The 26,025-nt window shown below is 32.8% G+C and carries 34 protein-coding genes; 26 read left to right on the forward strand and 8 right to left on the reverse strand.

Annotated elements, in window-relative coordinates:
- The 4 genes from AC1D0K_RS28380 to AC1D0K_RS28395 form a co-directional block, all read right to left on the reverse strand.
- Window positions 1-220: hypothetical protein (locus AC1D0K_RS28380; RefSeq protein ID WP_477463136.1), on the reverse strand; the 220-nt coding region annotated here is incomplete at its 3' end.
- A 119-nt stretch (window positions 221-339) separates the two neighbouring features.
- On the reverse strand, window positions 340-1,422 hold the full coding sequence (locus AC1D0K_RS28385; RefSeq protein ID WP_477399742.1) for a serine hydrolase domain-containing protein: 1,083 nt from the start codon (window positions 1,420-1,422) through the stop codon (window positions 340-342).
- 132 nt (window positions 1,423-1,554) lie between these two features.
- Window positions 1,555-2,286 carry an FkbM family methyltransferase gene (locus AC1D0K_RS28390; RefSeq protein WP_477399740.1) on the reverse strand — a complete coding sequence of 244 codons (732 nt, stop codon included), beginning with the start codon at window positions 2,284-2,286 and terminating at the stop codon, window positions 1,555-1,557.
- Between the two features lie 686 nt (window positions 2,287-2,972).
- On the reverse strand, window positions 2,973-3,395 hold the full coding sequence (locus tag AC1D0K_RS28395; RefSeq protein WP_477399738.1) for a hypothetical protein: 423 nt from the start codon (window positions 3,393-3,395) through the stop codon (window positions 2,973-2,975).
- A 932-nt stretch (window positions 3,396-4,327) separates the two neighbouring features.
- On the opposite strand from AC1D0K_RS28395, the gene AC1D0K_RS28400 reads away from it, so the two are divergent.
- From AC1D0K_RS28400 to AC1D0K_RS28415, 4 genes are all read left to right on the forward strand, one after another.
- On the forward strand, window positions 4,328-5,917 hold the full coding sequence (locus AC1D0K_RS28400; RefSeq protein ID WP_477443327.1) for a hypothetical protein: 1,590 nt from the start codon (window positions 4,328-4,330) through the stop codon (window positions 5,915-5,917).
- A 338-nt stretch (window positions 5,918-6,255) separates the two neighbouring features.
- The gene (locus tag AC1D0K_RS28405; RefSeq protein ID WP_477399912.1) at window positions 6,256-6,714 is read left to right on the forward strand and encodes a hypothetical protein; all 459 of its coding nucleotides are present in this window, start codon (window positions 6,256-6,258) and stop codon (window positions 6,712-6,714) included.
- A gap of 4 nt (window positions 6,715-6,718) precedes the next feature.
- Window positions 6,719-6,961 carry a hypothetical protein gene (locus AC1D0K_RS28410; protein WP_477443329.1) on the forward strand — a complete coding sequence of 81 codons (243 nt, stop codon included), beginning with the start codon at window positions 6,719-6,721 and terminating at the stop codon, window positions 6,959-6,961.
- Window positions 6,962-7,033: 72 nt separating this feature from the next.
- Window positions 7,034-7,333, forward strand: a complete 300-nt coding sequence (locus tag AC1D0K_RS28415; protein ID WP_477399074.1) for a hypothetical protein — start codon at window positions 7,034-7,036, stop codon at window positions 7,331-7,333.
- Window positions 7,334-7,372: 39 nt separating this feature from the next.
- Here the strand turns inward: AC1D0K_RS28415 and AC1D0K_RS28420 are convergent, their stop codons facing one another.
- Window positions 7,373-7,600 carry a helix-turn-helix domain-containing protein gene (locus tag AC1D0K_RS28420; RefSeq protein ID WP_477399076.1) on the reverse strand — a complete coding sequence of 76 codons (228 nt, stop codon included), beginning with the start codon at window positions 7,598-7,600 and terminating at the stop codon, window positions 7,373-7,375.
- A 72-nt stretch (window positions 7,601-7,672) separates the two neighbouring features.
- Here AC1D0K_RS28420 and AC1D0K_RS28425 point away from each other — a divergent pair, with 72 nt between their 5' ends.
- From AC1D0K_RS28425 to AC1D0K_RS28490, 14 genes are all read left to right on the forward strand, one after another.
- Entirely contained in the window at window positions 7,673-7,798 is a 126-nt protein-coding gene (locus AC1D0K_RS28425; RefSeq protein ID WP_477443331.1) for a hypothetical protein, read from the forward strand.
- A 157-nt stretch (window positions 7,799-7,955) separates the two neighbouring features.
- Window positions 7,956-8,129, forward strand: a complete 174-nt coding sequence (locus AC1D0K_RS28430; RefSeq protein ID WP_477399078.1) for a hypothetical protein — start codon at window positions 7,956-7,958, stop codon at window positions 8,127-8,129.
- 583 nt (window positions 8,130-8,712) lie between these two features.
- Complete coding sequence (locus tag AC1D0K_RS28435) at window positions 8,713-8,874, forward strand: hypothetical protein (RefSeq protein ID WP_477399082.1); 162 nt, start codon at window positions 8,713-8,715, stop codon at window positions 8,872-8,874.
- Window positions 8,874-9,347 carry a hypothetical protein gene (locus AC1D0K_RS28440; RefSeq protein WP_477399084.1) on the forward strand — a complete coding sequence of 158 codons (474 nt, stop codon included), beginning with the start codon at window positions 8,874-8,876 and terminating at the stop codon, window positions 9,345-9,347. Before AC1D0K_RS28435 ends, AC1D0K_RS28440 begins: the two co-directional genes overlap by 1 nt.
- An 81-nt stretch (window positions 9,348-9,428) precedes the next feature.
- A complete protein-coding gene (locus AC1D0K_RS28445; RefSeq protein WP_477399086.1) occupies window positions 9,429-9,758 on the forward strand; it encodes an NUMOD3 domain-containing DNA-binding protein in 330 nt (109 codons plus the stop codon).
- Window positions 9,755-10,024, forward strand: coding sequence for a hypothetical protein (locus AC1D0K_RS28450; protein ID WP_477399088.1), 270 nt, complete (start codon window positions 9,755-9,757; stop codon window positions 10,022-10,024). The genes AC1D0K_RS28445 and AC1D0K_RS28450 overlap by 4 nt, the downstream gene beginning before the upstream one ends.
- Window positions 10,025-10,029: 5 nt before the next feature.
- On the forward strand, window positions 10,030-10,917 hold the full coding sequence (locus AC1D0K_RS28455; protein ID WP_477399090.1) for a hypothetical protein: 888 nt from the start codon (window positions 10,030-10,032) through the stop codon (window positions 10,915-10,917).
- Window positions 10,917-11,180 (forward strand): hypothetical protein, encoded by a 264-nt coding sequence (locus AC1D0K_RS28460; RefSeq protein WP_477399092.1) that lies wholly within the window; start codon window positions 10,917-10,919, stop codon window positions 11,178-11,180. Before AC1D0K_RS28455 ends, AC1D0K_RS28460 begins: the two co-directional genes overlap by 1 nt.
- Entirely contained in the window at window positions 11,173-11,394 is a 222-nt protein-coding gene (locus AC1D0K_RS28465) for a hypothetical protein (RefSeq protein ID WP_477399094.1), read from the forward strand. Before AC1D0K_RS28460 ends, AC1D0K_RS28465 begins: the two co-directional genes overlap by 8 nt.
- A 280-nt stretch (window positions 11,395-11,674) precedes the next feature.
- Window positions 11,675-12,337, forward strand: a complete 663-nt coding sequence (locus tag AC1D0K_RS28470) for a hypothetical protein (RefSeq protein ID WP_477399096.1) — start codon at window positions 11,675-11,677, stop codon at window positions 12,335-12,337.
- Between the two features lie 5 nt (window positions 12,338-12,342).
- The gene (locus AC1D0K_RS28475) at window positions 12,343-12,642 is read left to right on the forward strand and encodes a hypothetical protein (RefSeq protein WP_477399098.1); all 300 of its coding nucleotides are present in this window, start codon (window positions 12,343-12,345) and stop codon (window positions 12,640-12,642) included.
- Between the two features lies 1 nt (window position 12,643).
- The gene (locus AC1D0K_RS28480; protein ID WP_477399100.1) at window positions 12,644-13,108 is read left to right on the forward strand and encodes a hypothetical protein; all 465 of its coding nucleotides are present in this window, start codon (window positions 12,644-12,646) and stop codon (window positions 13,106-13,108) included.
- 3 nt (window positions 13,109-13,111) lie between these two features.
- Window positions 13,112-13,591, forward strand: a complete 480-nt coding sequence (locus AC1D0K_RS28485) for a hypothetical protein (RefSeq protein WP_477399102.1) — start codon at window positions 13,112-13,114, stop codon at window positions 13,589-13,591.
- 109 nt (window positions 13,592-13,700) lie between these two features.
- A complete protein-coding gene (locus tag AC1D0K_RS28490; protein ID WP_477399104.1) occupies window positions 13,701-13,856 on the forward strand; it encodes a hypothetical protein in 156 nt (51 codons plus the stop codon).
- Here AC1D0K_RS28490 and AC1D0K_RS28495 read toward each other — a convergent pair.
- Complete coding sequence (locus AC1D0K_RS28495) at window positions 13,840-14,619, reverse strand: methyltransferase (protein WP_477399106.1); 780 nt, start codon at window positions 14,617-14,619, stop codon at window positions 13,840-13,842. The genes AC1D0K_RS28490 and AC1D0K_RS28495 overlap by 17 nt on opposite strands.
- Window positions 14,620-15,144: 525 nt before the next feature.
- Here AC1D0K_RS28495 and AC1D0K_RS28500 point away from each other — a divergent pair.
- The 5 genes from AC1D0K_RS28500 to AC1D0K_RS28520 all read left to right on the forward strand — a co-directional run bounded on the left by AC1D0K_RS28500 (window position 15,145) and on the right by AC1D0K_RS28520 (window position 18,513).
- On the forward strand, window positions 15,145-15,471 hold the full coding sequence (locus AC1D0K_RS28500) for a hypothetical protein (RefSeq protein WP_477443633.1): 327 nt from the start codon (window positions 15,145-15,147) through the stop codon (window positions 15,469-15,471).
- Window positions 15,472-15,811: 340 nt separating this feature from the next.
- Window positions 15,812-16,939, forward strand: coding sequence for a terminase large subunit domain-containing protein (locus tag AC1D0K_RS28505; protein ID WP_477463143.1), 1,128 nt, complete (start codon window positions 15,812-15,814; stop codon window positions 16,937-16,939).
- Window positions 16,918-17,655, forward strand: a complete 738-nt coding sequence (locus AC1D0K_RS28510) for a hypothetical protein (protein WP_477463137.1) — start codon at window positions 16,918-16,920, stop codon at window positions 17,653-17,655. The genes AC1D0K_RS28505 and AC1D0K_RS28510 overlap by 22 nt, the downstream gene beginning before the upstream one ends.
- On the forward strand, window positions 17,649-17,795 hold the full coding sequence (locus AC1D0K_RS28515; RefSeq protein WP_477463138.1) for a hypothetical protein: 147 nt from the start codon (window positions 17,649-17,651) through the stop codon (window positions 17,793-17,795). Before AC1D0K_RS28510 ends, AC1D0K_RS28515 begins: the two co-directional genes overlap by 7 nt.
- 103 nt (window positions 17,796-17,898) lie before the next feature.
- Entirely contained in the window at window positions 17,899-18,513 is a 615-nt protein-coding gene (locus tag AC1D0K_RS28520) for a hypothetical protein (RefSeq protein WP_477443631.1), read from the forward strand.
- On the opposite strand, the gene AC1D0K_RS28525 is transcribed toward AC1D0K_RS28520, so the two are convergent.
- On the reverse strand, window positions 18,514-19,065 hold the full coding sequence (locus AC1D0K_RS28525; protein WP_477443629.1) for a hypothetical protein: 552 nt from the start codon (window positions 19,063-19,065) through the stop codon (window positions 18,514-18,516).
- Window positions 19,066-19,219: 154 nt separating this feature from the next.
- On the opposite strand from AC1D0K_RS28525, the gene AC1D0K_RS28530 reads away from it, so the two are divergent.
- On the forward strand, window positions 19,220-20,455 hold the full coding sequence (locus tag AC1D0K_RS28530) for a hypothetical protein (protein ID WP_477463139.1): 1,236 nt from the start codon (window positions 19,220-19,222) through the stop codon (window positions 20,453-20,455).
- 47 nt (window positions 20,456-20,502) lie between these two features.
- Window positions 20,503-22,116: an SGNH/GDSL hydrolase family protein gene (locus AC1D0K_RS28535; protein ID WP_477391750.1), complete on the forward strand. Its 1,614-nt coding sequence runs from the start codon at window positions 20,503-20,505 to the stop codon at window positions 22,114-22,116.
- A 71-nt stretch (window positions 22,117-22,187) separates the two neighbouring features.
- Here AC1D0K_RS28535 and AC1D0K_RS28540 read toward each other — a convergent pair whose 3' ends face one another.
- Window positions 22,188-22,673, reverse strand: a complete 486-nt coding sequence (locus AC1D0K_RS28540) for a hypothetical protein (RefSeq protein ID WP_477391751.1) — start codon at window positions 22,671-22,673, stop codon at window positions 22,188-22,190.
- Window positions 22,674-22,730: 57 nt separating this feature from the next.
- On the opposite strand from AC1D0K_RS28540, the gene AC1D0K_RS28545 reads away from it, so the two are divergent.
- Complete coding sequence (locus tag AC1D0K_RS28545) at window positions 22,731-25,817, forward strand: DUF5977 domain-containing protein (protein ID WP_477463140.1); 3,087 nt, start codon at window positions 22,731-22,733, stop codon at window positions 25,815-25,817.
- Window positions 25,818-26,025 lie beyond the last annotated feature (208 nt).

The following is a 26,025-nucleotide window of genomic DNA, read 5'->3' on the forward strand; positions in this document are numbered from 1 at the left end:
GTTTAAATAAATTGTAATACTTTAAGAAACTTCGGGGATCAAATAAATTGTAATACTTTAAGAAACTTCGGGGATCAGTATCATGTGCTGAATAGAAATCCTTGGCAAACCTAAAAATGGAGTGCTCTCCGCGTTTTACCTGCTCATATTCTGTAATTAGAAAACGATACTTATTCAGGTAGTTCCGCTTTAATGTAAGGTCATTGTTAATGTTTCGCATAACATTTAGCTTTATTCCTTAAAGCTAATTCTGTTACCGAATTAGTTGACCTTTACAGCAATGACGATACTTTTGTTTATGTCGATAAATATGGAATAATTGAGGCTTTGGTTGATTTTTCATAACGCCTCATCCACCAGCTGCTTTAACGCGTAATATCGTTCATGCCTGCCCTCATTTTTAATGTAAAAACACATTAAAAAAGCGGCATAATGCTTGTCGTTATTTATCCAGGGGAAGCTGCCGAATAAACCGGGACTGCTGATAGCAGGGGTTGGGTTTTGCGGACCTGATGCTTTTAAAACCCATTCGCCAAAACCATATCCGGCATTGCCCGCTTCTTCCGGAGCGTAGGCGACTTTTACCGATGGGGTTATCCTGTCAACCTGCATTTCGTTTACGCTTTTTTCACTCAGTATGCGTTTTCCATTAAATGATCCTTTATTAAGTATCATCACCAAAAAGTTAAGGTAATCGGCAGTGGTACTTAATGCTCCTCCTGCCGGAAATGCTACCGGGCCTTTCCCGAAATCGGTATTGACCATACCACATGGGCCGGCAATGCGGTCGGCAAACAGAGTCTCAAAATTCTTACCACTTATTTTTTCAATAACAGCTGCGGCAATCTGCAAACCTACATTGCTGTACCTGAACATGGCTCCGGGTTTACCTTCCACAGGCATATCGGCTATGTTTTGAATGGCCTCATCCATGCTGTGGATGTTCTTCATTTCCTGCAAACTTTCCTTTATGGGCGGGGCCTTTACCCCAGTGAGGTGCGACAGGCATTCACTGATGGTAATACTACCCTTGCCGCTTTTTGAAAGTACGGGCAGGTATTTGCCAACGGTGTCGGTAAGCTTTAATTTACCTTCATCTACAAAGGTCATTACTAAAGCGGCGCTAAGCCATTTGCTGCAGCTGGCTACCGGTATTTTGGTGGCGGGGACAAAACCGTCCAGGTTTGGTGTTTTGCCCATTTTGCGGGCTATCATTTTGGTGGCAAACCTTTGCTTCATGCTCATGTCTTCCTTCGCCCTGGTGTAAATTACTTTTCCATCCTTATAAACCATCAGGATACACCGGCCTCCCATTTTTTCTGCATTAGCTGTCAACCAGTCATCCACCTTTTCAAAATGATGTTGAGCTTTTATGGTTGTTACGGTAAAAACAAAAAGTAGTATAGCAATAATCTTTTTCATGATATGCGATATAGGTTATTGGAATAGTAGTAAAAACAGTTTTAAGTTCTGTATCCTTAGTTTCCCGGCGCTTCAAAAACGCAAAGTATGCAATAATCTAAAAATAGGTACTCTTTCCAGTAAAGGGCCACATTACTGCTGATTATTTGTACAAAGGAAATTGGTGGTCATAAAATATTCATCATATTCATTGTATTGCCGAATATGCTCAAGCCCGATGGGAGTGATGCGGTAAATTTTAAATGAATGCTCCTTGAAAAAGTACCAAAAATCCTGGAAATAAGTTTTGGAGTCGATATTGCAGCCTCCAAACTCAAACTGAATTAATTTAGTTTTGGATATTGATTCTCCTAAACCATTTAATACCTTAAGTTCCTGTCCTTCTACGTCAATTTTAATTAAATCAATTTCCCGCATAGCAAGATTTGATTTCCAGTAATCTTCAAATTTGATTGTTTCAACCGTTTCCGAAATATTGAAATCGAGGCCAAAGTGGTCGAGCCGTCTTTTGGTTAAACTGGCTAACCCCGAGCCTGCCTCGTTCGAAAAAAGCTCCGATGATCCGCTATGATCAGATACGGCCATTCTGTTAATGATGACATTTTCGTGTTTATTAAACCTGTCTGCCAGTTTATCGTAATTGGTTAATGATGGTTCAAACAGATGGATTTCAAGATTGGCGAACTTTTGTCTTAATTGATCCGCGTACTCTCCAACATTACCGCCAATATCAATGGCAAGTTTTGGCTTGTTTAAAAACTTTGATACACTGTTAATTTCCTGGGTAATTGTAGATGCACCCCAGCCTTTCCCCTGATATTTAGCACAAATCCGTTCGACTTTTGACAGAACTTTATAGATCATAATATAAGGTGGGGTTTGATTTAAATATTTAATATCAAGAGGGTTAATTACTCGTTTTTTAAATTCGACCTTAATCTTAAGACAAGATTGCCTGAAAATTACGTAAATAATGAATACAAATATATAACAGCCGAAATATATGTAAATATAAATAGCTCCCCGGCACGCGAAAATCAAGCAGTAATATTGGTAATTACTGGTTGTTAGCCTTTCTTTGTTACGTAGAATTTAAAAATGGCAGAACGGGTATTGGTGTTCTCAAATTCGTGAAATAGACTGTACTTCAAATCTTCTACATCGCCATCTTTTTACAAAAGTCCCCTTAACTTATCGCAGCTTTTTAACATCTTTACGGTATACATATTTAAAGTAAGATGCAGCATTGGTTAGTAAAAAGTGAGCGTAATGGTAAGTAAAAAAATTGAAAAGTGCCCTAACAATATCAAAAAAGCACTTTTTATTTTTTTAAAGTACCAAAAAATAGCCCTTTTTTACCCATTTTGTTCCCTATTTTGTTCCCTTAAATAACCCCTGAAAAAGATTGAAAACAGCCCTGATTATATCAAAAACAAGGTTTTTTACTGGTTCTGTTTACCCTAACCTGTAAGGAAATTTAATTTTGAAAAAATAGGGTATAAAAAAAGCCTGATTTCTCAGGCTTATAAAAAAGGTAATTGAAAGGATTCTTAAACCTTAGCTTTAGCTTTAGGAATCTTTAACAATATGGATTTAAGATTTAATTTCTGTTCTTCCTTTGATATAACAGCTTTTTTCTTGTTACTGGTAGAATCAGTGGTGTAAATGGATTTAATGAATTGTACGTCTTCTTTGACCTCTTGAAGGGTGTTTATCATCCCTGATAAAGCCTGAATATTTTTAATTAACTCCAATTGATCTTTGGAAACTATAATGTGGGTATCAGAACTTTTCTGATTAACAATTTTATCATTTTGAATAAATGATTTTTGCTTTTGTTGATAACCTATGCTTATATTATTCCTTGCATAATCATTATTTCTGATTTGGGTTCTTTGCTTAAATAAATTTCGGATTGATTCAATTTCAACACCTGTAGAATCTAATACTTTTACATCGTTTTCACTTTTCATATTAAAAGCAAAAATAAAGAAAATTTAACAGAAAAACCACTGAAATTGAAAAATGCTATAATAAATATTTCTGGAATCTGCAATATAGAATTGATAATTATTTCAACTGGTAAAGTTTAATTTACTTGTAGATTCAATATTGGTAAAGTTTATTTTACTTTATAGATTGAAGACCTATATATTTAATCTTTTGGCAGAATTGAAAATTTTTCAAAAGCGTGGTTAATCTATTTAAAATGCACTTCGTGCATGGTTAAACCAGATTGAAGATTATTTCTTTAATGAAGAAAATGTTCAGAGAAAAAATAAATTTAGTTTTTATCAGAAGGTATTATGACACCTTTCAGGCTTTAATATCTCTTACCAGATAAAGAATTATAACTTTTATGATAACTATATCATTGAAGATCAAAATAAGCTTAAAAGGCTTTAAAATAGGTTAAAATCAAAAATTGAATAATTTTCTTTCTTTTCAATGCTTCAAAACCCTTATTTCATAATAGAATGCCGTCCCCGGCAAAGGGTTGAACAATCATAACCTTCCAGTTTTGGGTAAATTATAGATAAAATACCCTTCCGGGGTGTTGAAGTACATATAGCAGTACATACGCAGGGAATTTGAAAAATTTTCAAAAATATTAGTGCTGAAAATATAGTTACCTCCAACACTTGACAACGGAAAAAGCTGCACTATATTTGCTTTAAAGGGTTTAAGATATATAGTTTAAACATTATTCTTCTTAATCTTTTAGCTAATAAAAAAATAACAAAATATATTTTCAAATAAAAGGTAACTTTTTAAATTATGAATGTATTTATAAATATACTGGGGATGTGATAGGTTAAGCTGTTTTGCATTGTTAAAGCTTAACCTACCCCTTTGCTTCTTTCACAGGAAGATTAAACAATGAGCAAAGCAAGTATGATTAACAATGACACAACAGTTAAATGTATATGATAATATATATACTCCAACAGTACAAAACTACACCACCATCAAAGAATGGTTTAACCTGATTAAGAAATCAGAGTTCACACAAATAATTTTACAAGCACGAAATTTTGGTAAAGGTTCAAAAATTTATGATAGCTTAAAAGCTACTGTACCTGCTATTACCTATAATTTCACGTTTCAAACAAAAAAATCAAATTCCAATATTTCCGGGGCTACTGGTTTACTATATATTGATATTGATGATTTAACTTTCAATATTGATCTTTTAGATAAATCAAAAATCTTTGCTTACTACAAATCTTTTGGTGGTAAGGGATATTCAATTTTAGTTCAGGTTAATGGTTTATCAATATCAAACTATGATTCTACCTATTCTGCTATTCTTAATGAATTAGGATTAATCAATTATTATGATTCTGGTGCAAAGAAGATAACACAGTTCAATGTTTTATCTTTTGACCCTAATATTTTTATCAATTATGATTCTTTTGTTTTTGATTCCATAGTTGATAATGATTCTTTTCCTTCTTTTGATTTTTCCCCCCTCTCTATGGTAATAGAAGAAAGAGAAGAAGCATATACCATAGACGGGGTGGAATTATTAAGTGAAGGAAACAGAACTATCAGATTCAATAACCTGAATGAAATGTATATCGATGGTGATTACACAGTTGATTGGAATGGATTTGCATTAATTAAATGTTGGGTGCCGTTTAAAAAGATCAAAGCTAATCGTAATGCACACTTGTTAGGGTATACCAATAATTTAGTCTGGTTGAATCCTTTATTGAATGCAGCGGGGGCTGAAAATATACTTATTAAGATAAATATCAAGATGTGTGAAGAGCCTGTAGATAAGGCACAAATCAAACGTATTGTAAAAAGTGTGTTCAAGCAAAAACAGGACGGAACTTTAAAGCCAATATATAATTGGAAACCCCGGAAGATCGTATTTGCACCTTTTTCTGAATTAACACGTGAACAGAAATTAGCAAAGTGCCGGGAACTAATGAATGCAAAAAAGACAGATGAAAGTAAAACTAAACTATACAATATAATTGAAGAGTGGGATTTTGAACGGTTTGGTAAAATTGGTCAAACTGTAATACATAAGAATTTTCCAATATCTAAAAAAACTGTAGAAAAATATTGGGGAGAGTTTAAAAATTATGTTGCAGAATTAAATGAAAATAATAAAATGATAAAAACTAATAAAATGGAAAAAGAAGTTAAAGAAGTGGCGACAATGGCCGGAGGCCATGAAAGATTGAATTTAAGCCCGGAGCCTAAACCGGAGGTTAAACCAGAACCTTTAAAAATTAATACTGATATGAAAAGTATGGATGATTATGTAATGTTCAATTACACCAGATTTCAACGTGCTACCCAATTGGTAGATCACTTGGAGAGGTTCCAAATTGAAAGAAAACTAAAAACATTAATTGCAGAAGGGTATCAAGGTGAAGAAACATTTGTTACTGACGTTTGGATACTAAATTTTGAAATAGATTCAAATCAAAAGAAGGTAACACTTACAGGTGTTTTGGATACCGAAATTGCAGCCTAAAAAGGATAAGAAAAATTATAGATAGGTATAATAAACTTTACCTGTAACTAATTGATCTATAAATATCTATATTCAATATATTTTCAATAAATTGTTGCAGAACCAAAAATTTATTCTATATTTGCATCATAATCTACAAGTGGTATAACTGGTTATAGATTGATGGATTGGTGAGGGTGATATATAAAGAAGAATGTCAGCGGTTGACGTTAGGAATGGGAAGCGGAAGTTTCCCATTTCTTATTAGAAAGAAAAATTTCCTAAAAAAATAAATTTAGTTTTTAGGGCATTTAAAAAAGTAACAGAGTATTTATAATAAAGAAACAAAATATAAAATAATGCAAAAACCAACAAACAATGAAACTATAGTACAAGGTACTACTGGTTTCCCAACAGAAAAAGAAATTATTAATCAGCTTGAAGTTATTACAAATGATAACCAATTGAAGGAACAATCAATTAAAGCGTTACAGATTTATCTGGAAGCTAATCAATGTGTAGTCGATATTGAATCTTTCACAATCTCCCCTGATACGTTAGCAAATGGCTATAAAGTATATATTATACTTGAAACAGGAGGGTATTTTGTGTTAATACAAGCACCAAAACAAATAAAGTTTATTATTTCATCATTAGCAGGTGTTGGATTGAATAGAAGTAAGTTAAAACTTGCACATCTATTAATAGGATATAATCTACAAACGAAGAATCCTATATCTTTCAATTTGGATTTCCTACAAAAAGAACTTAATAGTTATCAAAGTAACATTGATAATTTAAATCTGGTAGCAAACTAATAATTTGGAAAGAGAATTGGGAACACCAATTGGTAAAGTACATTTTGAGGTATTAGGTATTGACCCAAAAGTAAAATTTAGTCAGTTCATCAGAGTTGAAGGAAACTATCAGTATGATTTCAACTTCAAGGATTTGGAAGAAGCGCAAGGTTTTTATATTGCTTTGGTTAAAGAAGCAATTGAATTAGGCACATTTAATACTAAGGCAATTACCGGGATTGGAAACGATATTCTAAGACAGTTTTAAACCCCTACAAACTACTTTTAAAACCCCCGGTGTAGGTATCCGGGGTTCTCTTAACCTTTAAATTAAAACTATATGATAATTTCAGATAAAGTAAAAGCACTATCCCCGGACGAATTAAAACAAGCTGTAAAATTACATTTACAAAATATAAAAATAGGTGAAACACCTAATGCACGTAAAATAGTATTAACAGAATTTCCAGAACCTCGGAAAGATGGTACAACAAAAAGTTTAAAATATGAAAATACTATTCACGATCAAAACAAGGTAACACACGTTTATCTGCATAGACTAACATCTGAAACGGTAGAAGAAATTTACATCAAAGACCCGGAAACAGGTTATGTTACCAAAGCTAAAAGAACTACCTAAAGAAATTTAAAGCCCTGCATCTGTAACCCGGTGTGGGGTTTAATCTTCATTAAAGAATTTATACGGTTCTACTTTTAGGATTTCGGCTATAGCATAAAGCATTGATACTGTAGTATTGATCTTACCTAATTCAATTCGGTTAACCTGTGATAGGTCGGTATCAAGAAGATTAGCTAAATCTTGTTGACTTAGGTGTTGCAGCTTCCGGTACTTCCTGATGTTAGCACCAACTGTTTTTATACCTTTTGTTTCACGTGGATTTGCCATTGAACAAAAATTGATATTAACCTACTTGTTTATTTAGGCATATATGCCTAACTTTGATAAACTTTAAAATGTATGTCTGGTAAGATTTGGTTTGATAACTGGAAGGATAGTACTGAATTTATAGCCCTGATAGCTGTAATGATATATGTTCTATATCAGTTTTACCTCATTGACAAAATAAGAAAAACTAAAAAATAAAAAGATATGAAAAACCTAATGAACCTTACCCTGATTGCACTGGTAACAATAATTATAACCTCTTGCAGCAAAGGCGGTGAAATTTCGCCTAAACAGAAGTTACCGCTTATAAGCCCGTTTTCAAAGCCAGATACCACTTTATTAACCAAATAGATCGATGGATGTTTTTAAATATAATGACCAGATGAAACAAATTATCAACCTCCTTATTGTAGCTGCAATCCTTTTGATTATTGCTATGATGGATAAACCGAAAATAGATCAGCCCCAAACCAATGATTATACCCCGGAGTATGCACCAATAAGTAAATTTACTTATATCAATTATTGATAATGTTTGACAGGGATTCTTATTACTCACAAACCGATATTTTGAAAAATTTTCAAATATCTGAAAAGAGGCTTAAAGCCCTGTTACTGGTTCATTACGTCCCGGTGGTTAGCAATGTAATCACTTATGGTAACTACTATTCAATTACCGCAAAGTATCGGCTAAAGGCAGATATTGAAGCCCTAATGTTTCAACAGGGTATAAACCGTAAAAGCTAAATTTATCCTTACTCCGGGTTAAGATATTAACTTAACCCTTTAAGCCCCTCCGGGGCATGTAAACACCTTTCTTAATACCTTTCTTAACCTTTCGGCCTGTAGCTACACTACGGGATTTTTTAGTTGATTTTTTCTCCCACACATTATATATGATAGTTAGAACCGGAGTAAGTGATACGATTGTTTTGAGAATTATTTCGTAATCCATTATTAATGTTCTCAGGGTTTAATAGTAATTAATTACCACTCCTTTGATAACTGTATATATATAATCCTAATTTCTGTTTGCTTTAACAAAAAATTTATTTTCAAAAAAATGGTCTTCTTTCAAATGACTGTGTATTTATAATTATACAAGAAACAAAATGAATATTATAGAAATTAATAACCACCTTTTAATTCAAACCACAACCGGGGCTTATAAGGTAAATACACGTGAAATGACAGTACAACCCATTGAAGATGATATGTACAGCCTGATAGCAGGAATAAGCCTATTGAGCGAAGAAGTAAAGGAGTTGGTATAATGGAAGCTATATTATCAGATTACGATAGAACAGAGATTAGAGGCCGGGGATATATTCAACAACTTTATCCAAAACAAAATTGGGATTATTCACCACTTAAAGATAAAGCAGTTTGGGACGTATCCGGGCAAACTTCTTCCGGGCCGTTCTTGGGAGAAATTAAAATCCGGGGAGATTATCACGATACCCACGATACAGCATACTTAGAGGTAATGAAGTATGAAAATCTAAAAGAAATTTCTAAGAATAACGGTGATCTACCAATATTTTATTTTAACGTTTATATAGATCAGACTAAGGTTTATAATTTGTCTAAGCTACCTATAAGTACTTATGAAATTAAAAACGTGTGGTGTCCAAAATCTTCAACAGAAGACTTGGGTGGTAAGTGGAAAGCTATGATTCTGATTCCAATAAAAGAAGCAAGTCCAATTGAAAAAGTAGGCTTCCAAAGATTAAAAAGAGTAGTATAATATGACAGGTAAAAAATATAACAATTACTATAGAATGATAAAAAGAAATAGTAACAAAAAATTGAAGGGATTACATCGATAATGGGACGTATAAAAGGGTTTAAAGTTGGCGAAGAAACAAAACTGAAAATGCGCTTGGCTAAATTAGGCAAGCGGTGTAGCGAAGAAACAAAACTGAAAATTTGCTTAGGTAATAAGGGAAAGATTATTTCAGAAGAAACAAAACTGAAAATGCGCTTGGCTAAATTAGGCAGGAGGCGTAGCGAAGAAACAAAACTTAAATTGAGTTTAAAGATTGTTTCAGAAGAAACAAAACTGAAAATAAGCTTAGGTAACAAGGGAAAGATTGTTTCAGAAGAAACAAAACTAAAAATGAGTTTAGCACAAAAAAAGAGATATTCTAAAAAATGATAGCAACAGCTTTAATAATAGCCTTGGCGGTTAATGGTTTATTAATTAACCCGGCTTATCTCTGGATTCTGCAAAAGTTGAATCTGGAAAGAAAACCCTTTAACTGTGCTTTATGTTTAGGGTGGTGGTTTGGAGTTATCTATATGGTAATAGTAGCCATTACAGGCACTTTAACCTTTCAACTGGTCTTAGTACCATTAGCTTCATCTTTCTTTGCTGTAGCGTTTAATAGGTGGTTTAATAGCCTGCCTGTAAGTTTTAAATAACCGGAGTGGATTACGAAAAAAGAAAAGATGAAATCTTAACAAACTTCTTCAATAGCGGTGTACTTAAAGTTAAAACAGATGGGCATTATAAAGGAAAGTTAAGGGTTAGTAGAAGTACTAAGGTAGCAGAAGAAATGTATTTAAATACGTTATATCAATTATCAAAATTCGATGCTGAAAAATTGGTAAAAGCTTATGATGAAAATCCCAAATCAATTGAAGCGTTAGCTGTTACTATTCTTAAACGGCAATATGGTGATAAGAAACAACCTAAAATTACTTCTGGTTCTACAGTAACAGAACCAAAAAAAATAAAAAAGGCTTCAAAATCTAAATTTAAGATTGATGAAGGATCAAGGTATAAAGCACCGAAAAGTCCTAACAATTCATTTGGTTCTAAATTGATTTTCGGGAGTAATTATTTTTCTGATGATTATATTTCTCCTACAGATACATATAATGAATCAGGGAGTGATGAAGATTACCGGGGCATACCTATATCAGATGGTGAATACTTTACTGATAGGGATTACTCAGTTAATAGGGTAGAAGCGATCTTTCAAAGGTTAACCGAAGATGAAACTGAATTTGTTAAAACACTTTGGGAAGATGGAACTAAAACTTTCTATAAAACGAAGCCAACAAAGGCTTATAAAGAATACCGGGATTACATCCTTAACAAAATAAAGAATATGGATTTAAATAAAGGCTTAACCCCCTTGGAGCAGATAAAGGCTAAACTAACAAAGTCAGAGAATGAAATCTTTGATGTTATGTGGAATGAAGAATTAACCCGGAAGGATAAAATGAAAAAGTTAAAATTTTCTGAGCAGCAGTATACAGCGCAGCGCAGGATTTTACTCAAAAGAATTAAGGCACTGAATATAAAGTAATGACAGATAAAGTATATACCTTCTTATTTAATAAATTAAATGTAGAAACTGCTTTAATTATAACTAAGTATAGTAATGATGAGAATGCCATAAACAACGTTTATGCAGGGTTTTTGGAACAAATAGGGGAAGCGGGGGATTATCAAATATTTATCAATTACTTAACACAGTTGATTAGCTTCTTAGAACAAAAAGAAGATTATGAAAAATGTTTTCAACTACTAAAGCTAAAGAATAAAATAAAGGATTATCAAAATGACTAAAGCAGAAATACTATCAAAAATTGAAGAAATATTGCCAATGCTAAAGCAGTGGATGCAGTATAAAGAAGCTAATGCTTCTGGTGCAGATATGAATATAATTAAAGAATTAGCCAAAATTGTAACCCCTGAAAGAACGTGGTGTTGGTCTTGCCCTTGCGGGGAGTTGTTAACCATTATTTATAGTTACTACCAAAGAGAATCACAAAAAAAATAATGCAGAACCATTTAAGCAATATGTATAATTTCAAAAGAGTAGGTGAAAATTCATTTATTCTTAAAGCACRCTATGTTGATTTAATATCTTTTAATATAGTATGGAGTAATGATTTGCAGCTACCAGAAGTTAAGTTTATAGGTCTGGCGGGGTATGATAACAGAATTAAATCATTCACATACAGAATAGATTTAAGTTCAATAAAAATAATTAATAAAAATATTAAAATAAATGGGCACTTTCTAAATGTAGAGACTATTTATAAGAAAGAAACAAAATTATGTATAACGAAGAAGAAATAAAAATTAGATTTCAGTATAGTCTTGAAGTCAAAAAAACATATTTAGATATTTTTGTTGGTGAAGATTATAGAATTTCATTAAATATAGCTGATGAACGTTTGCCTATATTGGGTGAATTTTCTTTAGATGTTTATTCATCAATATTCAACAAGGATAAAACAGAATTATTGAATATGATAGATGCTTATATGAAAACTAATCCTGCTAAATATTACTGTGGAAGGGTTGTCACTAATGGCTTTGCTAATGATGAATTTATCAAAGACTATTTTGTTAACCAACAGGCTAATTTAATATCTAAAAGAGAGAATAAAGAAATTTTAGAAACTAACGAAGAAGTAAGTTTTGGAGGTCTTAAATACTTAACTTCAAAATCAGTACAATTTGTTGGGTGGGAGAACCCTTGGTATTGTTTAGAAGGTTGTGCTGTACCCGGTACACAAAAGAATATCACATTAGAAGATATTTTCTTTGTGATGTCTAAGTTGGAAAAAGATTATAAAACTGATAACCCGAAGGTTTATATGGATGTTATAGCATACATAGAAAAAATTAAATCTGCATTAACTGTAGAAATAATTACTGATAATGATAAGGTAAACTATAAAATAACATTACCGGAAGAAGCATTTAAAAAATAAAGATTATGAACAAAGAACAAAAGGTAAATTTAACTTATTACGAACAATATGAGTTGAAAAAAATTGAGAAAGAAAATTTCAATAAAATGTATAAAGATCAAATAAGGGAAAATGAAGCATACTTAAATTCTTTAAATTATAAAGCAAAACAGTTAGAAGATGAAACAAGATTCTTAGTAACTAAAGCATACTTAGAGATTTTAAATAAACAATTTAGTGCAGGTGAAATTGAACTAAAAATTAATGAATTTACAAATGATGAGCAGTCAATTACTTTTCGGAAGGTAGTAAAAACAAATAAATAAGATGGGAAAAGTAAATAAAGGTAAATCAACAAAAGAAGAAGTTGAAAAAGAATCTAATACTGATAATATAAAAATCTATTGTGATCGGGCCATTGATGATATTTACAATATGGCTAAACAGGAAACTAAAAAAGGTTCTGATGTAAGTTTATCAATAGATATTCTTTATGATATAATTCTAAACCTTAGCAAACAGGTTAAACAACTGGAAACTAAGAATCAGGAATTGGAATCTACAGTTAAAGAAGAAGATATTAGTTCAGCCCCGGTTGAAAAAGAAAATATTGTTTTGAATGTTACTTTAAACAAAGGTCACATTGATTTAATAAATAAACACGTTGAAGCTATTCAAGATTTGTTAGAATCAGATGATTTAGTTCAGGTTAATGATGAACCGTTAAAGGTTTATATTACAGAAAAAGATATTACTTCTAAACGGAAATTTCCAGACTTCAAAAGAATTTAAATTATGATAAATAAATTGATAGAGGCTGTATTACAGGCAACAGGTATAGGTTTAATGATTTCATATCTGCAAACAAAAAAAGATAACGTAACTGATTATATAGTAACATATAAAGAATATACTGGTGATAGTGATTTTTTTTCAGTTCCGGGTGATGTAACAAAAGAAATTATAGACTTTGTTAATTCTAAAATATCAAAACGTGAAGATGGTTATGATGATACAACAGTAGTATATTCTGTAATAAATAAATACTTAGATAAAGTAAGAGCAAATCTAACTGTTACAAGAAGTGGTAACGGAAATGAATTTTCTTATAAGGTTGAATGCTCTATGATTAAATCTATACCTGAATCTTTGATCTATGTTCCCTATGTAGGAACAGTATTAATCCCTATATCAGAAGCATCAGCAGCAGCTTCCGGGTTATTATCGGTTAAAGCATTATTAGCTGTAAAGATTCCGGGTATTAAAACAAAATAAGCTGTTTCCCGGTCAGCAGTAAAGCCGGGGTTTTTATATATGCATTAGAAGAGGTTAACCGTTATTGGTTAGCCTTTTTTATTTATCAATTATTATTTAACTTTAGGTTATGCAATTGAACGAAGAGGATAAAATATTTTGGTTTGCCATTTCCCTAATGGGTTCTTTGTTGGCTATCCTTTGGATATTTATACTTATTTTCCCTAATCCACACCCCGGAACGCTGCCTCCGGGAGGGGATGTTTACATTATCCCTTATCATTGAAATAAAAATCCACTATCTCACAAATAGGTGAAACACCCCGCCACTGGTCACGGTAAACACTTGTATCAATTCCGATATTGAACTGATAATCAAATCCTGTTTCTTTTATAAATTTCTGAACCTTTGATGGTACAGATAAACCGTAGGGGTTATATCCTTTTGACTGTTCTCTTAAATCCATAAAGTGTTCAGCCCCGGAGTATTTAAAAGGTGTTGATTGTTGGGGTAAGATAAAACATCCATAATCAGCAATCTTTGAACCAATTTCAATTGTGATAAGATCAAATTCTGCCCCCTTGTAATTTAAGTCCTTTTGAACCTCTTTATCTAATCCCGTTTTGATTTTACCGAAAGGTGGGTTTGATATTACTTGATCGAAATGACCAAAATCTTTGTAATCAAAGATGCTACCTAATACCCACTTAGCTTCCGGTAACAGCTTTTTACCTATTTCATAATAGGTAGGATTTAGTTCTACACAGGTTATATCTGTACAGTCCCGGTAGTGATAAGCAACAAAAGCTAACATACCTATACCTGCACATAGATCAATAGTTTTTGCTTTATCATATATGTTCAGGCTAAAATCTCTGGCTAAATCGTGGGGTGTAAAGAATGCACCTGCTTCACTATTAACTGATGTAGCACCTTCATTCCATTTTTCAAAGACTATAAGCTTTTCTTCAAATGTTAATTTATCTTTTTGTAGAAGTTCAACTGCAATATTGTGTTCTTTAATTTCTTGTTTTGTAAGTTTTGCCATTTATCGTTTATAGATAAATAGTCCCTTACTTTATAGAATGCCCTAAAAGTTGAAGTTTATTTTTTAATAAAATACCAGATGTTATTTGCGTTTTCTACTTGTATAGAAAAGTATTCTGGAAGTTGATAGACCTTTATTTTAAAATTGAATTTTTCCGGTGATGGAGTATTTAAATTGAGATTATGTTCTTTATTTATTTCTTCACATTCAATTTTTAAAGTAGTTAAACCTGAAAGGCCAATTATAGAGATTAAATGTTTATATGATTTTATCTTAATTGGAATTATTGTCATTTTAATAACGTTAGGTAAAAAGAATCCTAAATCAAGCGGTCGGTAAAGCCTTCAAAATGTTACAGTAAATATATGAGAATAATTAATTAATACAATTCCAATAAAAAGGTAGTGAAAACCGAATTGAAATCAATTAAGTCTGACTGAAATTCCACGAAAAACTAATCAACCTCTTTCTTTTTTATCGCACATATATCTTATTACCTATTTATAAATAGTGATAGAATAGCGAATGGCAAAATTTAAGATAGGCGACCCCAAACCAGTTAATTCAGGAAGAAAGCCGGGGGTAAAGAATAAGACTACACAGGAAATCAGGGAAGCTATCCAGAAGGTATTAGCAGATAAGGTTGATGAATTGGCTGATGACTTGTTATTGATGCCAGAATTTAAACAATGGCAGATATTAACCGGGGTAGCTAAGTATGTTATGCCAACATTGGCTAAGAACGAAAATGATACTACACTATCTGGTGAGGTTAAATACAACGTTAACATAAACTTTGTTGATACTGGTAATGATTCAGACCCGGATTCAGACCCGGATTCAGAAGATTAAACCTGTTTAGCTACTACGTTACTAACCTGTAAAGCCCCTTTAAACTATATTGAAGGTGGTTTATAGATCGTAGGTAACAATTTAGGTAACGAAATGATATATCGGCAAGTAAATTAACTATACCGAAACCCTGAAAAGGGATAATTACAAGACAGGTTAATCCTAATACCTGCACCTTTTAAATAGGTTATTTATACGGTTTATGCCTTAATTAACTGAAAACAAAGAAAGGGACAAAAATTAGGGACAAAAACAGTTTTTGGACTTAAATATTGAATTAAACCTACCCAAACTTCACAAGAAGCAACAAGCAATTTGGAACAGCAAAGCAAAGATAAAGGTGCTCAGTTGTGGCCGTCAGAGCGGGAAGTCCTATCTGGCTAAGTGTATTGCTTTGCGTTATATGATTGAAGGTAAAAAAGTTGCTTACTTCTGCCATAAGTTTGATCTAAGTAAAACCTTCTATAACGAATTATTAGCCCTTATACCGCCTCAACTAATTAAAAGGCAAAACAGTTCATCCCTATCAATTGAATTATTTAACGGGGGTAAAATACAGTTCTATTCAGGTATAGCAACAGATACTATCAGGGGTAATACTTTACATCTGGTATTAGTGGATGAAGCAGCGTTTTACCCGGATTTGGAAGAAAGTTATAACGAACATATATCACCAACATTAGCCCGGTACAATGGTGATATTATATTTCTTAGTTCACCACGTGGTAAAGGTTATTTTCATAGCCTGTATACTAAGGGTGTTGAAGGTGAGCCGGGTTATCAAAGTTGGCATTTTACCTGTTACGATAACCCACATCTATCAGCAGAATACATTGAACAGAAGCGCAGAGAAATGCCAAAGGCTGTATTTGCACAAGAGTTTTTAGCCGAAGAAATGGCTAATGCTGATAACCCATTTGGAACAGATAACATCAATGCTAACATAGCTGAACTATCTAATAACCCTGCTATCTGCTACGGTATTGATATAGCACGTGGTAAAGGTGAAAACGGTGATTGGACTGTTATTATCGGGGTTGATAAGGATAACCACGTTTGTTATCTGGATAGGTTTCAGGCCCCGTATTGGCAGATCAAAGAAAAGATTGCTAATCTACCTGCCAACATATTAAAGGTAATGGATAACACCGGAGTAGGTGAAGTTTTAGAAGAAGAACTGTTCTTGATGTCTGTTCAAAATTTGCAAGGATTCAAATTTACTACTTCCAGTAAACCCTTATTACTTATTCAGTTGATAAAGGATGTTGAACAGGGAAATATTAAATACCCGTTATCAGTTGCCGGGGAGATGCACACGTTTGAATATAGATATAATAATGCTACAAATCACATATCTTATCAGGCTTCAAAAAACTTCAAAGATGACCAGATAATGGCTATTGCCCTTGCCAATAAATTTAAGAATGAAGCTATAGGTTTAAGCAATTGGAAACTATACACCGCTTAAAAAAGCTTAAACCCAACAATAACAATAACAATAACAATAACAATAACAACACAATGAACTATAAAGAACTATTAAGTAAACTCCCTTCAAGTTGGGAACAGCTTAAATTGAAGGATTATATCAAGTTAAGCCCGGTACTAAATAAAGCCGATAATGAAGAAGATATTGATGTTGATATATACACGATCAAACATTTATCTGATTTGGATATGAACGTTAATATCATTAGTCTGTTAACTGATACACCTATAGATGATATAGAAGCCCTGTCAATGAAAGAAGTTAATCTGTTAATAGAGAAACTAAGCTTTTTGGGTAGTGTACCTAAATCGGTTAAATCTTCTATCCAGTTTAAGACCTTTGATGAACTTAGTTATGATAACTTCGTACACTTCCAGAAGCTACAATTAGATTTCTCAGAAGATGGTATCCTATCAAGTGCAGTAGATAACTTACCAACTATGTTAGCTTTATTTGCCCAAAAAGCAGAACATAATGAAGACTATATGTTAAATCTTTCTATCCCGGAGGTAATAGCAGGTTTTTTTACTGTCAAGAAGAACACAGAAAAGTATATACAACATTTGGTGCGTTCTTCACACTTAAAGAAGTTTCAGATGTTCCTGAAAGCGATAAAGCCAGTAGTGACCCAATACTTCAAGAATCGCAAAGTATTGAAGCAGACTTTAACGATAGATGGAACTACTTTATGTTAGCCAAATCTGTATCAGAATTTACCCTTCAACCATTTTGGGATGTAATGAAAGATAATGTTATGGCTGTATTCAATATAGCAACTCTGTTAAAAGAACAGGTGAAGGTTGAAGAAAACCGTAACGGTAAGATCAGTTCATAAAGACTTAAAACTATCTATAAGAATTAAACCTATTTTAAAGCATTTTAAGGCACTCAGATAATAAACGATATAAGTATATCAAACATTAATAATAACTCATTAGATGGCTCAGAATCTATCACAGGCGAACGCAAAAGCATTAGATAACTTAGGTGTTGCAAAATCAGAATTTACTACAGAACTAAGTGTTGTAGAATCGGTATGCGGTGCTTTTATTGAACGGGTAAAAGAGAATATTAGTTCAATACCAAACTTTGTTAACTCAGGTAAGATTGCTAATCTAACATTAGAATCTTCTGGAAATGAAATTCATATAAAAGGTTCGCAGCATTTATTGTATATGTATAGAGGAATTTCCGGGGCTAAAGAAAAATTATATGAAACCCCTTATTCTTATGGTACGCTAAAACCGCCAATGCAAGTGTTCTTACTTTGGATTCAAGAGCGCAATATAAGAATGGTCGATAACCCTAAATACTATGGTAAAGCTTCACCATTTAAAGAAGTTACAGAAGACAAAAAGCAGGAACAGTTAGCTTGGATGATGGTAAATTCTGTATTCAACAAAGGTATCAAACCACACCCGGCTATCAAGTGGGATGAAGAAAAGGAACAGCTTAAAAAAGATTTAATAGCTAAAGCTAAAGGGTTTGTTATCCAGAAGCTAAAGACAGAAATTTATAATAAGTATGGTGATAGGGTAGATGATAAGAAGTAATTAATCATCGAGATTGTATTTCTTTGCTATATAATCTTTAGCTAAATCTATCATAATATTAACTTCATCTGTATGGCTAAGTAATAAATCATTTATTGGTTTTCCATATTGTTTGTTACATAAAGGACAAGCGTACCCGATTAGATTGTAAAATAACGTAGACCTGTCTTTTGGACACCGAAATTTGAAATCAGTAAATTGGTAACCTCTTCCGTTATTTTTATAATTCCAACTGCATAACCATCCCTTTATAACAACTTCCTTATCATTTAAGTAATCTGGCTTTATAATTACTTCTACCTTTTTATGTTTTTTCAAACTGATTATATAAATACCTATAGGAATGAGTATTATAAAAATTAGAAGCATCCATACAGTAAGTTTAAAAAATAGTATTGTAATGATTATATTATAGGTAGTGGTGATAATTCCTTTTAAAGTTGTAAAGAGAGGTATATGATTTAAAGCGTCTTTGGTTGATGTTAATACAACTACTGCAAGACCAATGATAAGTCCAGATACATAAATATTATTAAAGAATTTTTTCATCATTAAATTGGAAAATTGATAAGGATTAATTGAAAAACAAATTTACCACTAATTATCCTTGGTTGATATGATGTTGAAAAAAACAAATAGAAGCTTTATCTACATCTTTTTACTTATTTAAAGCTTCATCTGCCTATTTCCTATCCTAAAAGGATAGATGATTACATTCAACAAGACCCCACAAAAGTACACCCCGGTAAATAATCCGATTATATTTCAGGTATCATCTGATAATACCGCTATACAGTTTTTTCAGGTACAGGTACAAGCTGATGACAACAGCGTAATAGCTAATTTAAGGCTGTACACTACCCCGGCAAACCGTACCAGTTCATTTACCGACCTTTCCGGGATACTTACAAACGTGGTGGATTATCAACTATTACCTTCCGCTAACATTTTAGAGGCTACACCCAAAACTTTACAGGCTTATAAAGTTAAAGTAACTGAAAAGCTTTATACCACATCTGGTATTGTTGATGGTGTTACTACTACAACTGGCTTATTTTACTGTTTTAATGCTCTGGTTGATAAGATCAGCTTTAGCCAGTATGATTATAAAAACTTTGTGGTTACTACTACTGGTTCAACTGCCAACTTTTTAACCAATAAACCGCAGATCAGTAACGTATACCGGACTTCAACGGAGTATTTAAGCTTTTTAAATGATGGGATAGCCGGTAATTTGAATTTTAAGTTTTACAGGAATAATAATGTGCTTATAGGTAGCCATAACTACAGTTTATCAGGACATACATCAGGAGCAACCAGAGCGGATATAAGCCCTTCGGTTATTGATGCATATTACGGGGTTAACTTAGCTGATAATGAATTTGGTGATATGTTCGACGTGCCTTTTGGCTCAAATTATTCGATCAATACAACCAATTACTTCACTGTAGGCTTAACTGATGTTTCAGGCAATACCAAAAGCATTTTAAGAACTTATATTCTAAAGGATACAGGATGTGCAAATGTACCTGTACAGATAATGTTTGCTAATCAGGCCGGGGGCTATGATTCTTTAATGATGTTTAATCCACGTGAAGCTATTGATGTTACAAAAACCAGTATAAGTAAAAATCCTTTTGCATTTAGTTCCGGGGTATATTCTGATAATGTTAATGGTGTATTCAATTCCGAATCTGATATTATAAATGTAAAATCTGTATCAACCTATAAAGTAATTAGTGATGCGCTAAGGGATAATGAATCTATATGGTTAAAAGAACTTATCAAAAGTCCTAAGGTATTTATCAAGTTAAGAAACGGTATGTTTTATCCAATAACAGTAACTAATCTAAACTATCCTGTTCAACAGAAAAGGTATTCAACTTCTTTAATAAGATTGGAATTAACATTTACTATAAACGATACTGGTATAAGTTTCTAACAAAGGTTTTATTTCTGGTGATACCTATTTCCTAATAAAAAATAAGAATGGATATTACAACATTTAATAGTGGAATCACTCAAAATATAACATCAGCAGTTAGCCCTAAATCAATCCCTGCAACGGTAGTTGGTCAGGCTTTTACCGATTTAGCTACTTTAACAAAAACTAACGTTGAAGCGATAAATGCGGTGGTGACAGGTCATACCACACAAATAAATAGTTTATCAGGTATCACAACAAGTAATTTTAATATTTTATCAGGTGTCACTACAGGTAATACATTTAATATTAATTCACTTTCAGGTTTAACTTCTGGACATACCGCACAAATTACTTCATTAACATCTACACTTGATACCAGAACTTTAGTTTTCAGTAATAGCCCTATTCCAACTAATGCTTTAAACTTAACAGCGGTAACACCTACGTTTAGTTATTCAATTGCAAGTACTGGAAATATTAGTGTATCAGGTGTTACTTCTAAGAATTGGGATGCAGTAACTTTGGATATTGACCCAACAGCTAATCTAACCTTTTTGGGCGGTCACGCTAATATGTGGTTGGTGTTAGGTTATCAAAATTCTAACAATATATGTGCATTGGGTATTTATACGCCAACTTGTTTTGGACGTGTTGTCAATGTTAATCTTTCTGCAAATACATTTACTACTATAAACGGTAGTATACAGCCAACAGTAGCATCTTCTAAAAGAGTGAATGTTCAGATTGTCGGAGGTGTATTGAATCTTTATGCAGATGGTGTTTTAACTTATTCGGCTACTACTGCTTCTTTAATAACTTCTGGTGCATCTTTACAAAATTTGAAATATGGTGTAGCACCTTTTAACAGTGCAGGAACATCAGTAGCAAATGGTTCTGTTTTGGTAAGTGGTTTAAGTATTCCGCAATCTTCTAATATTGTTACTTCATTTCAAAGTTTAGCAGCAACAGTTTCCGGGATTACCTTTGAAAATAACATCAAAGGAAAGAATATAGCTATTATAGGTGATAGTATAAGTACAGCAGGTGTTATTACAGGTGTTGATAGCAATACTATCTGGTGGGGACGTTTGAGAGATACCTACGCTGTAAACGTTTTGGTTAATGGTATATCAGGTAGTGGTATAGGTTCATTATCCCCGGCAGCAGACCCACAACTGCCTTTTGTAACAGATAGCAGGTGGCAATCATTAAACAGTGGTTTTACCCCTGATATTATTTTGATTTTCGGAGGTACTAATGACTTTGGTTATTTACACGTACCATTAGGGGCTGTAACAGATGCCGATACTTTAAAAACTACTTTCTATGGAGCGTTAAAATATCTGTATAAGAGTATGATTACCCGTTACCCGAACGCAAAAATATTTCATATGTTACCACTTCACAGAGGTGATAGCAGCATTCCGGAAGTAAGCGTTTCAACTGGTTTAGCCTTTGCAGATTATATTACAGCTATCAAAACTATCTCTGAATTATACGGTGTTGGTGTAATCAATACCCGTAATGATACCGGATTTACTCCTTACAATATGAATACAGTTGCTTTTTGTAACTCTCCATCTGGTGTTCCTGATGGTGTGCACCCAATAGCAGCAAAACACAGTAACATAACAGATATTGTATTTAACTCCCTGAATAAGGTTTATAGAAGTTAATCAGAATTCACACTAAATAACAAAGGCTACCTTAACCGGGTAGCCTTTTATGTTTTATCAAAAGGGTAAGATTAAGCTTTATGTTTCTTTTTGTAATCATTGAATGCAGCATTCAATGTACCGGGGTTTAATGTAGAAAATGATGGAAATAATTCAAATAATGTAGGTTTAATTTGACCTAATGTAACACCATCAGCAATAGTTTTACCGGCTTTTGAAAAAGCAGCTTCCCACTTACCAGACCAATCAACCCTAACTTTTCCTGATGCCGGGGCTGAACTTGATGTACCTGCTTTACCTTTTTTTGCATTCAGATCATCAGGTATAGCAATTTCACCTTTCAAAAGTTTAGCAAAATAGGTATGTCTTTTTATCTTTTCTGCTAATTCATCTACATTATGTTTTGCAGTAATTTCTTTTACTAATGCATCATATTCTGTTTTAGCTTTAGCTAATTCTTCTTTCAATGCTGTTTCAGCTTCGCCTTTTTGTTTGGTGTATTCAGCTAATTCTCTTTCAACTGTACCAATTGCTGTTTCTTCTGTTTTGTTTGCCATAATATATAAGTTTAGTTTTTTAGTTTCTTAATATTTTATACAAACATAGGAATATATATGAAGATTCCTATTTCCTTTAAAAAAAGAATGACCCAAAATAACAATTTTCAAATATATTTATTGGATTCTACTACTGGTTCAACCGGGAATTATGCTATTCTTGATTGTGAAGGAATAGACTTAAATAATATTTTTCAGGTGGCTGATATTAGGTCAATTGAAAAGAGAAAAGATTCAATTACAAAAGACATAACTTTCAAGAATAGTAAAAACAATGCTTTGGTATTTGGCAACCTGTCAAACCTGAACAGGGTAGTTGATGATTCTGTTAATTTACCCTTCCTATACAATTTCAATATCACAAAAGATATAGATTGTCAGGTATATGAAAATTCCACGTTAATTTTTGTGGGGAAACTTCATTTTAGTTCAGTTGATCGTGATGCAATAGGTAACATAACTTATAAATGTCTTATTAAGGGTTATATGTTGGATTTTTTCAATAAGATACAGGATAAATTGTTATCAGATTTAACTTTTACCCAATTCAATCATACTTATGATATGTCCACGATCAGAAATAGTTGGTCAAATGTATATCAGAAAAATAATGTTACTGTTACTGGTTCAACTGGTGGTAACGGATATGTATATCCATTAATTGATTATGGCGCTAATGTTACCAATGATACCCTTTTTGATAATAAATATGATTATTCTAACCTTAGACCTGCATTATATGTTAATGAGTACTTCAATGCTATATTCAACCAAACAGGTTTAACCGGAAGCTACCGTTATACCATTACTGGTTCAACTGAGTTTATGGATGAATTTAATAAAGCCATTACCCCGAATAATGATTCTGTTTTTAGTTATTCAAAATCCCCCGGTGTAATATTTGAAACATCAAAAACTGTAAATCCCTTTTCCTATAATGGTAAAGGACAAACTTTTTATGATAATACTAATAAAAGAACTGAGTATAACCATTTAGTAAACTTTGATACTATTGTTACCGGGGCAAATGACCAAACTATTATCAACCCTATCTTAGCCAATGATAATAAGATAAGTTTTATTAATGGGGTTAATGGTTCTATTACGGCTACAGTAAGTTTTATTGCTTCACAGCTTGGAGGCGCAAAAGGTACAGTAACCTTTAAAGTTCTCTATAGAGATAACCCAAATGCTGAATTTACTTCAATAGGTGATGTAAGTAAACAATATGCAAGGGATTTCACAGTAGGTTTTGGAACTGTTCAAAATCCACCTTTTACTTTAACTCAAACATTATCACACCAATTTAATGCAGGTGGGCAAATTGCTATGGTTGCATTTTTAACTGATATGGATACTGATACAGAATTTGCCGTAACTGTTTATTCTGGTGATATGCAAATTGGTAGTCCAATAACAGCTTCACAGGTTACACTTAATTTTGGTGATAGTGCAGTTTTAGTTGGTCAAAATAGCCAGAAGATAAAACAGATTGATTATCTAAAAAGCATAATCCAGATGTTCAATTTATATGTTTATCCAGACCCGGAAGATTCACATAATATCATCTTCACACCGTACAATGATTATTATTCAATGTTCACCGCTGATAAGATAATTGATAGTGCTTTGGATTGGACTAAGAAAATAGATAATTCCAGTTTTACACAAACTCCTGTATCTGAAATATTCAATCTTTACTCATTTAAGTTTAAAGATGATACTGATTTTTATTCAAAATACTACAAAGATAAATATGGTGATACCTATGGTAACATAACCCTTACAGGCTCTACAAACGGTACAAATCAAAGTATTGAACTTATATTCGGTTCAACCCCGGTAAGCTATTACAACGGTCGAAATGTACCTTCTTTGTGGGAACTGAATACAGATAATACTAAAAAAGCTAAATCCTTAGTTCCACGTGTATTATTTTATAATGGCTTAAAAACTTGTGCTGCATCATATGAAATTGGTAGGATGAATTTGAGTGCTTCAACCCAAACTTATTACTTTACTTCAATTGATGCTGCACACGTTAGCGGATATACATTTAGCCAGTACCCGGAGGCAAACGAATTTACTTTATCAAGTAATGGTGAATTTGTTGATTTAACTTTTGGTCAGCCTAACGAAGTGTTTTATTCAAATGGTGGAATCTTAGCAAATTATGGTTCAGGCAAAAAGAATTTAATTGATAGGTATTATGCAGATCAGTTATCCGAACTACAAGATAGCAACACCCGGATAATTGAAACCACTGCTTACTTGAATGAAAATGATATTCAACAGTTAGACCTTCGCAGACCTGTTTACTTCAATTCTGTATTAGGTCACAACTATTTTAAACTGTTATCAGTTGAATATTCTAACAGTAGTCAGCCTTCAACGATCAAATTACAAACTGCTTACATCAAAGATACAGGTGTAGCTTTTGGTGGTTACTGGAATAGTACCTATGCTTCATTTGTTAAAAAGAATGATTGCTCAACATCAGGGTACACCGGGGAAGCCAGTTATTACTTAGTACCTTCTAACAAGTATCAATCCTTCGTTAGTCAGGCTGATGCTGATGGTATGGCTGCAACAGAAGCTTCAACTTCTGGTCAAACTATAGCTAACGCAAATGGAATCTGTGTATATACGGGTGCAACCTTCAATTTAGGTTTTTCAGATAACCCCAAAGATGCTACTTCAATAACAGGTAGAACCAATTTTGTTACTAATGATGGTACATTGAATAGTGGTTCAACCATTTTTAACTATGCCGGGGGATTTGCCACCAGAAATGTAAATGCATATTATGGTGATAATAATTACTGGTATCAAACCGATACCCGTTCAACTATTATTGCATCAGGTACTACCAGTTCATTATCTGCAATGACTTATGATGACTATTATCTAACTGGTTCAACAAAATATTTAAGTTGTTCAGCCCCGCACGATGGACATTCAGTATTTGTTAATTACAAGATCAGCGACCCAAACCCACGTATAGGAACAGTAGTTAAAGATACTACAGGAACTAATTTAGTTGCTGATGCGTGGTATTCGGACGGTTCTTATGGTTATCAAGTAACAAGTGGTTCAATAACGGATATTCAAAGTTGTAGCGGTTTACCTCCGGGTATTTCCTAAAAAGCTTAAACCCCGGCTTATAAAAAAGCTTAAAATCTGGCTTATAAAAAGCTTAAACCCCGGCTTAAATCCGGTTTAACATGAAAAGGTGTGGCCCCTGGGCCACATCTTTTCTATTTAAGATGTTTTTTACCCTTTTTACATCTTTTCTATTTAAGATCTTTTTTAACCTCTTTCCGGTTTTAGCCTTTTAGGTTTTAACTTTTAA

It is taken from the genome of Mucilaginibacter sp. P1_A3, assembly GCF_056406855.1.

What these genes read in the sequence shown, in the direction of transcription:
- AC1D0K_RS28460 (WP_477399092.1), top strand. Translation starts at nt 10,917, where the DNA reads ATGACAGATAAAGTATATACCTTCTTATTTAATAAATTAAATGTAGAA.
- AC1D0K_RS28400 (WP_477443327.1), top strand. Translation starts at nt 4,328, where the DNA reads ATGACACAACAGTTAAATGTATATGATAATATATATACTCCAACAGTA.
- AC1D0K_RS28475 (WP_477399098.1), top strand. Translation starts at nt 12,343, where the DNA reads ATGAACAAAGAACAAAAGGTAAATTTAACTTATTACGAACAATATGAG.
- AC1D0K_RS28425 (WP_477443331.1), top strand. Translation starts at nt 7,673, where the DNA reads ATGTCTGGTAAGATTTGGTTTGATAACTGGAAGGATAGTACTGAATTT.
- AC1D0K_RS28535 (WP_477391750.1), top strand. Translation starts at nt 20,503, where the DNA reads ATGGATATTACAACATTTAATAGTGGAATCACTCAAAATATAACATCA.
- AC1D0K_RS28490 (WP_477399104.1), top strand. Translation starts at nt 13,701, where the DNA reads ATGCAATTGAACGAAGAGGATAAAATATTTTGGTTTGCCATTTCCCTA.
- AC1D0K_RS28480 (WP_477399100.1), top strand. Translation starts at nt 12,644, where the DNA reads ATGGGAAAAGTAAATAAAGGTAAATCAACAAAAGAAGAAGTTGAAAAA.
- AC1D0K_RS28470 (WP_477399096.1), top strand. Translation starts at nt 11,675, where the DNA reads ATGTATAACGAAGAAGAAATAAAAATTAGATTTCAGTATAGTCTTGAA.
- AC1D0K_RS28530 (WP_477463139.1), top strand. Translation starts at nt 19,220, where the DNA reads ATGATTACATTCAACAAGACCCCACAAAAGTACACCCCGGTAAATAAT.
- AC1D0K_RS28435 (WP_477399082.1), top strand. Translation starts at nt 8,713, where the DNA reads ATGAATATTATAGAAATTAATAACCACCTTTTAATTCAAACCACAACC.
- AC1D0K_RS28390 (WP_477399740.1), bottom strand. Translation starts at nt 2,286, where the DNA reads ATGATCTATAAAGTTCTGTCAAAAGTCGAACGGATTTGTGCTAAATAT.
- AC1D0K_RS28500 (WP_477443633.1), top strand. Translation starts at nt 15,145, where the DNA reads ATGGCAAAATTTAAGATAGGCGACCCCAAACCAGTTAATTCAGGAAGA.
- AC1D0K_RS28415 (WP_477399074.1), top strand. Translation starts at nt 7,034, where the DNA reads ATGATAATTTCAGATAAAGTAAAAGCACTATCCCCGGACGAATTAAAA.
- AC1D0K_RS28440 (WP_477399084.1), top strand. Translation starts at nt 8,874, where the DNA reads ATGGAAGCTATATTATCAGATTACGATAGAACAGAGATTAGAGGCCGG.
- AC1D0K_RS28495 (WP_477399106.1), bottom strand. Translation starts at nt 14,619, where the DNA reads ATGGCAAAACTTACAAAACAAGAAATTAAAGAACACAATATTGCAGTT.
- AC1D0K_RS28430 (WP_477399078.1), top strand. Translation starts at nt 7,956, where the DNA reads ATGGATGTTTTTAAATATAATGACCAGATGAAACAAATTATCAACCTC.
- AC1D0K_RS28485 (WP_477399102.1), top strand. Translation starts at nt 13,112, where the DNA reads ATGATAAATAAATTGATAGAGGCTGTATTACAGGCAACAGGTATAGGT.
- AC1D0K_RS28515 (WP_477463138.1), top strand. Translation starts at nt 17,649, where the DNA reads ATGTTAGCCAAATCTGTATCAGAATTTACCCTTCAACCATTTTGGGAT.
- AC1D0K_RS28545 (WP_477463140.1), top strand. Translation starts at nt 22,731, where the DNA reads ATGAAGATTCCTATTTCCTTTAAAAAAAGAATGACCCAAAATAACAAT.
- AC1D0K_RS28465 (WP_477399094.1), top strand. Translation starts at nt 11,173, where the DNA reads ATGACTAAAGCAGAAATACTATCAAAAATTGAAGAAATATTGCCAATG.
- AC1D0K_RS28385 (WP_477399742.1), bottom strand. Translation starts at nt 1,422, where the DNA reads ATGAAAAAGATTATTGCTATACTACTTTTTGTTTTTACCGTAACAACC.
- AC1D0K_RS28395 (WP_477399738.1), bottom strand. Translation starts at nt 3,395, where the DNA reads ATGAAAAGTGAAAACGATGTAAAAGTATTAGATTCTACAGGTGTTGAA.
- AC1D0K_RS28540 (WP_477391751.1), bottom strand. Translation starts at nt 22,673, where the DNA reads ATGGCAAACAAAACAGAAGAAACAGCAATTGGTACAGTTGAAAGAGAA.
- AC1D0K_RS28450 (WP_477399088.1), top strand. Translation starts at nt 9,755, where the DNA reads ATGATAGCAACAGCTTTAATAATAGCCTTGGCGGTTAATGGTTTATTA.
- AC1D0K_RS28420 (WP_477399076.1), bottom strand. Translation starts at nt 7,600, where the DNA reads ATGGCAAATCCACGTGAAACAAAAGGTATAAAAACAGTTGGTGCTAAC.
- AC1D0K_RS28445 (WP_477399086.1), top strand. Translation starts at nt 9,429, where the DNA reads ATGGGACGTATAAAAGGGTTTAAAGTTGGCGAAGAAACAAAACTGAAA.
- AC1D0K_RS28525 (WP_477443629.1), bottom strand. Translation starts at nt 19,065, where the DNA reads ATGATGAAAAAATTCTTTAATAATATTTATGTATCTGGACTTATCATT.
- AC1D0K_RS28405 (WP_477399912.1), top strand. Translation starts at nt 6,256, where the DNA reads ATGCAAAAACCAACAAACAATGAAACTATAGTACAAGGTACTACTGGT.
- AC1D0K_RS28520 (WP_477443631.1), top strand. Translation starts at nt 17,899, where the DNA reads ATGGCTCAGAATCTATCACAGGCGAACGCAAAAGCATTAGATAACTTA.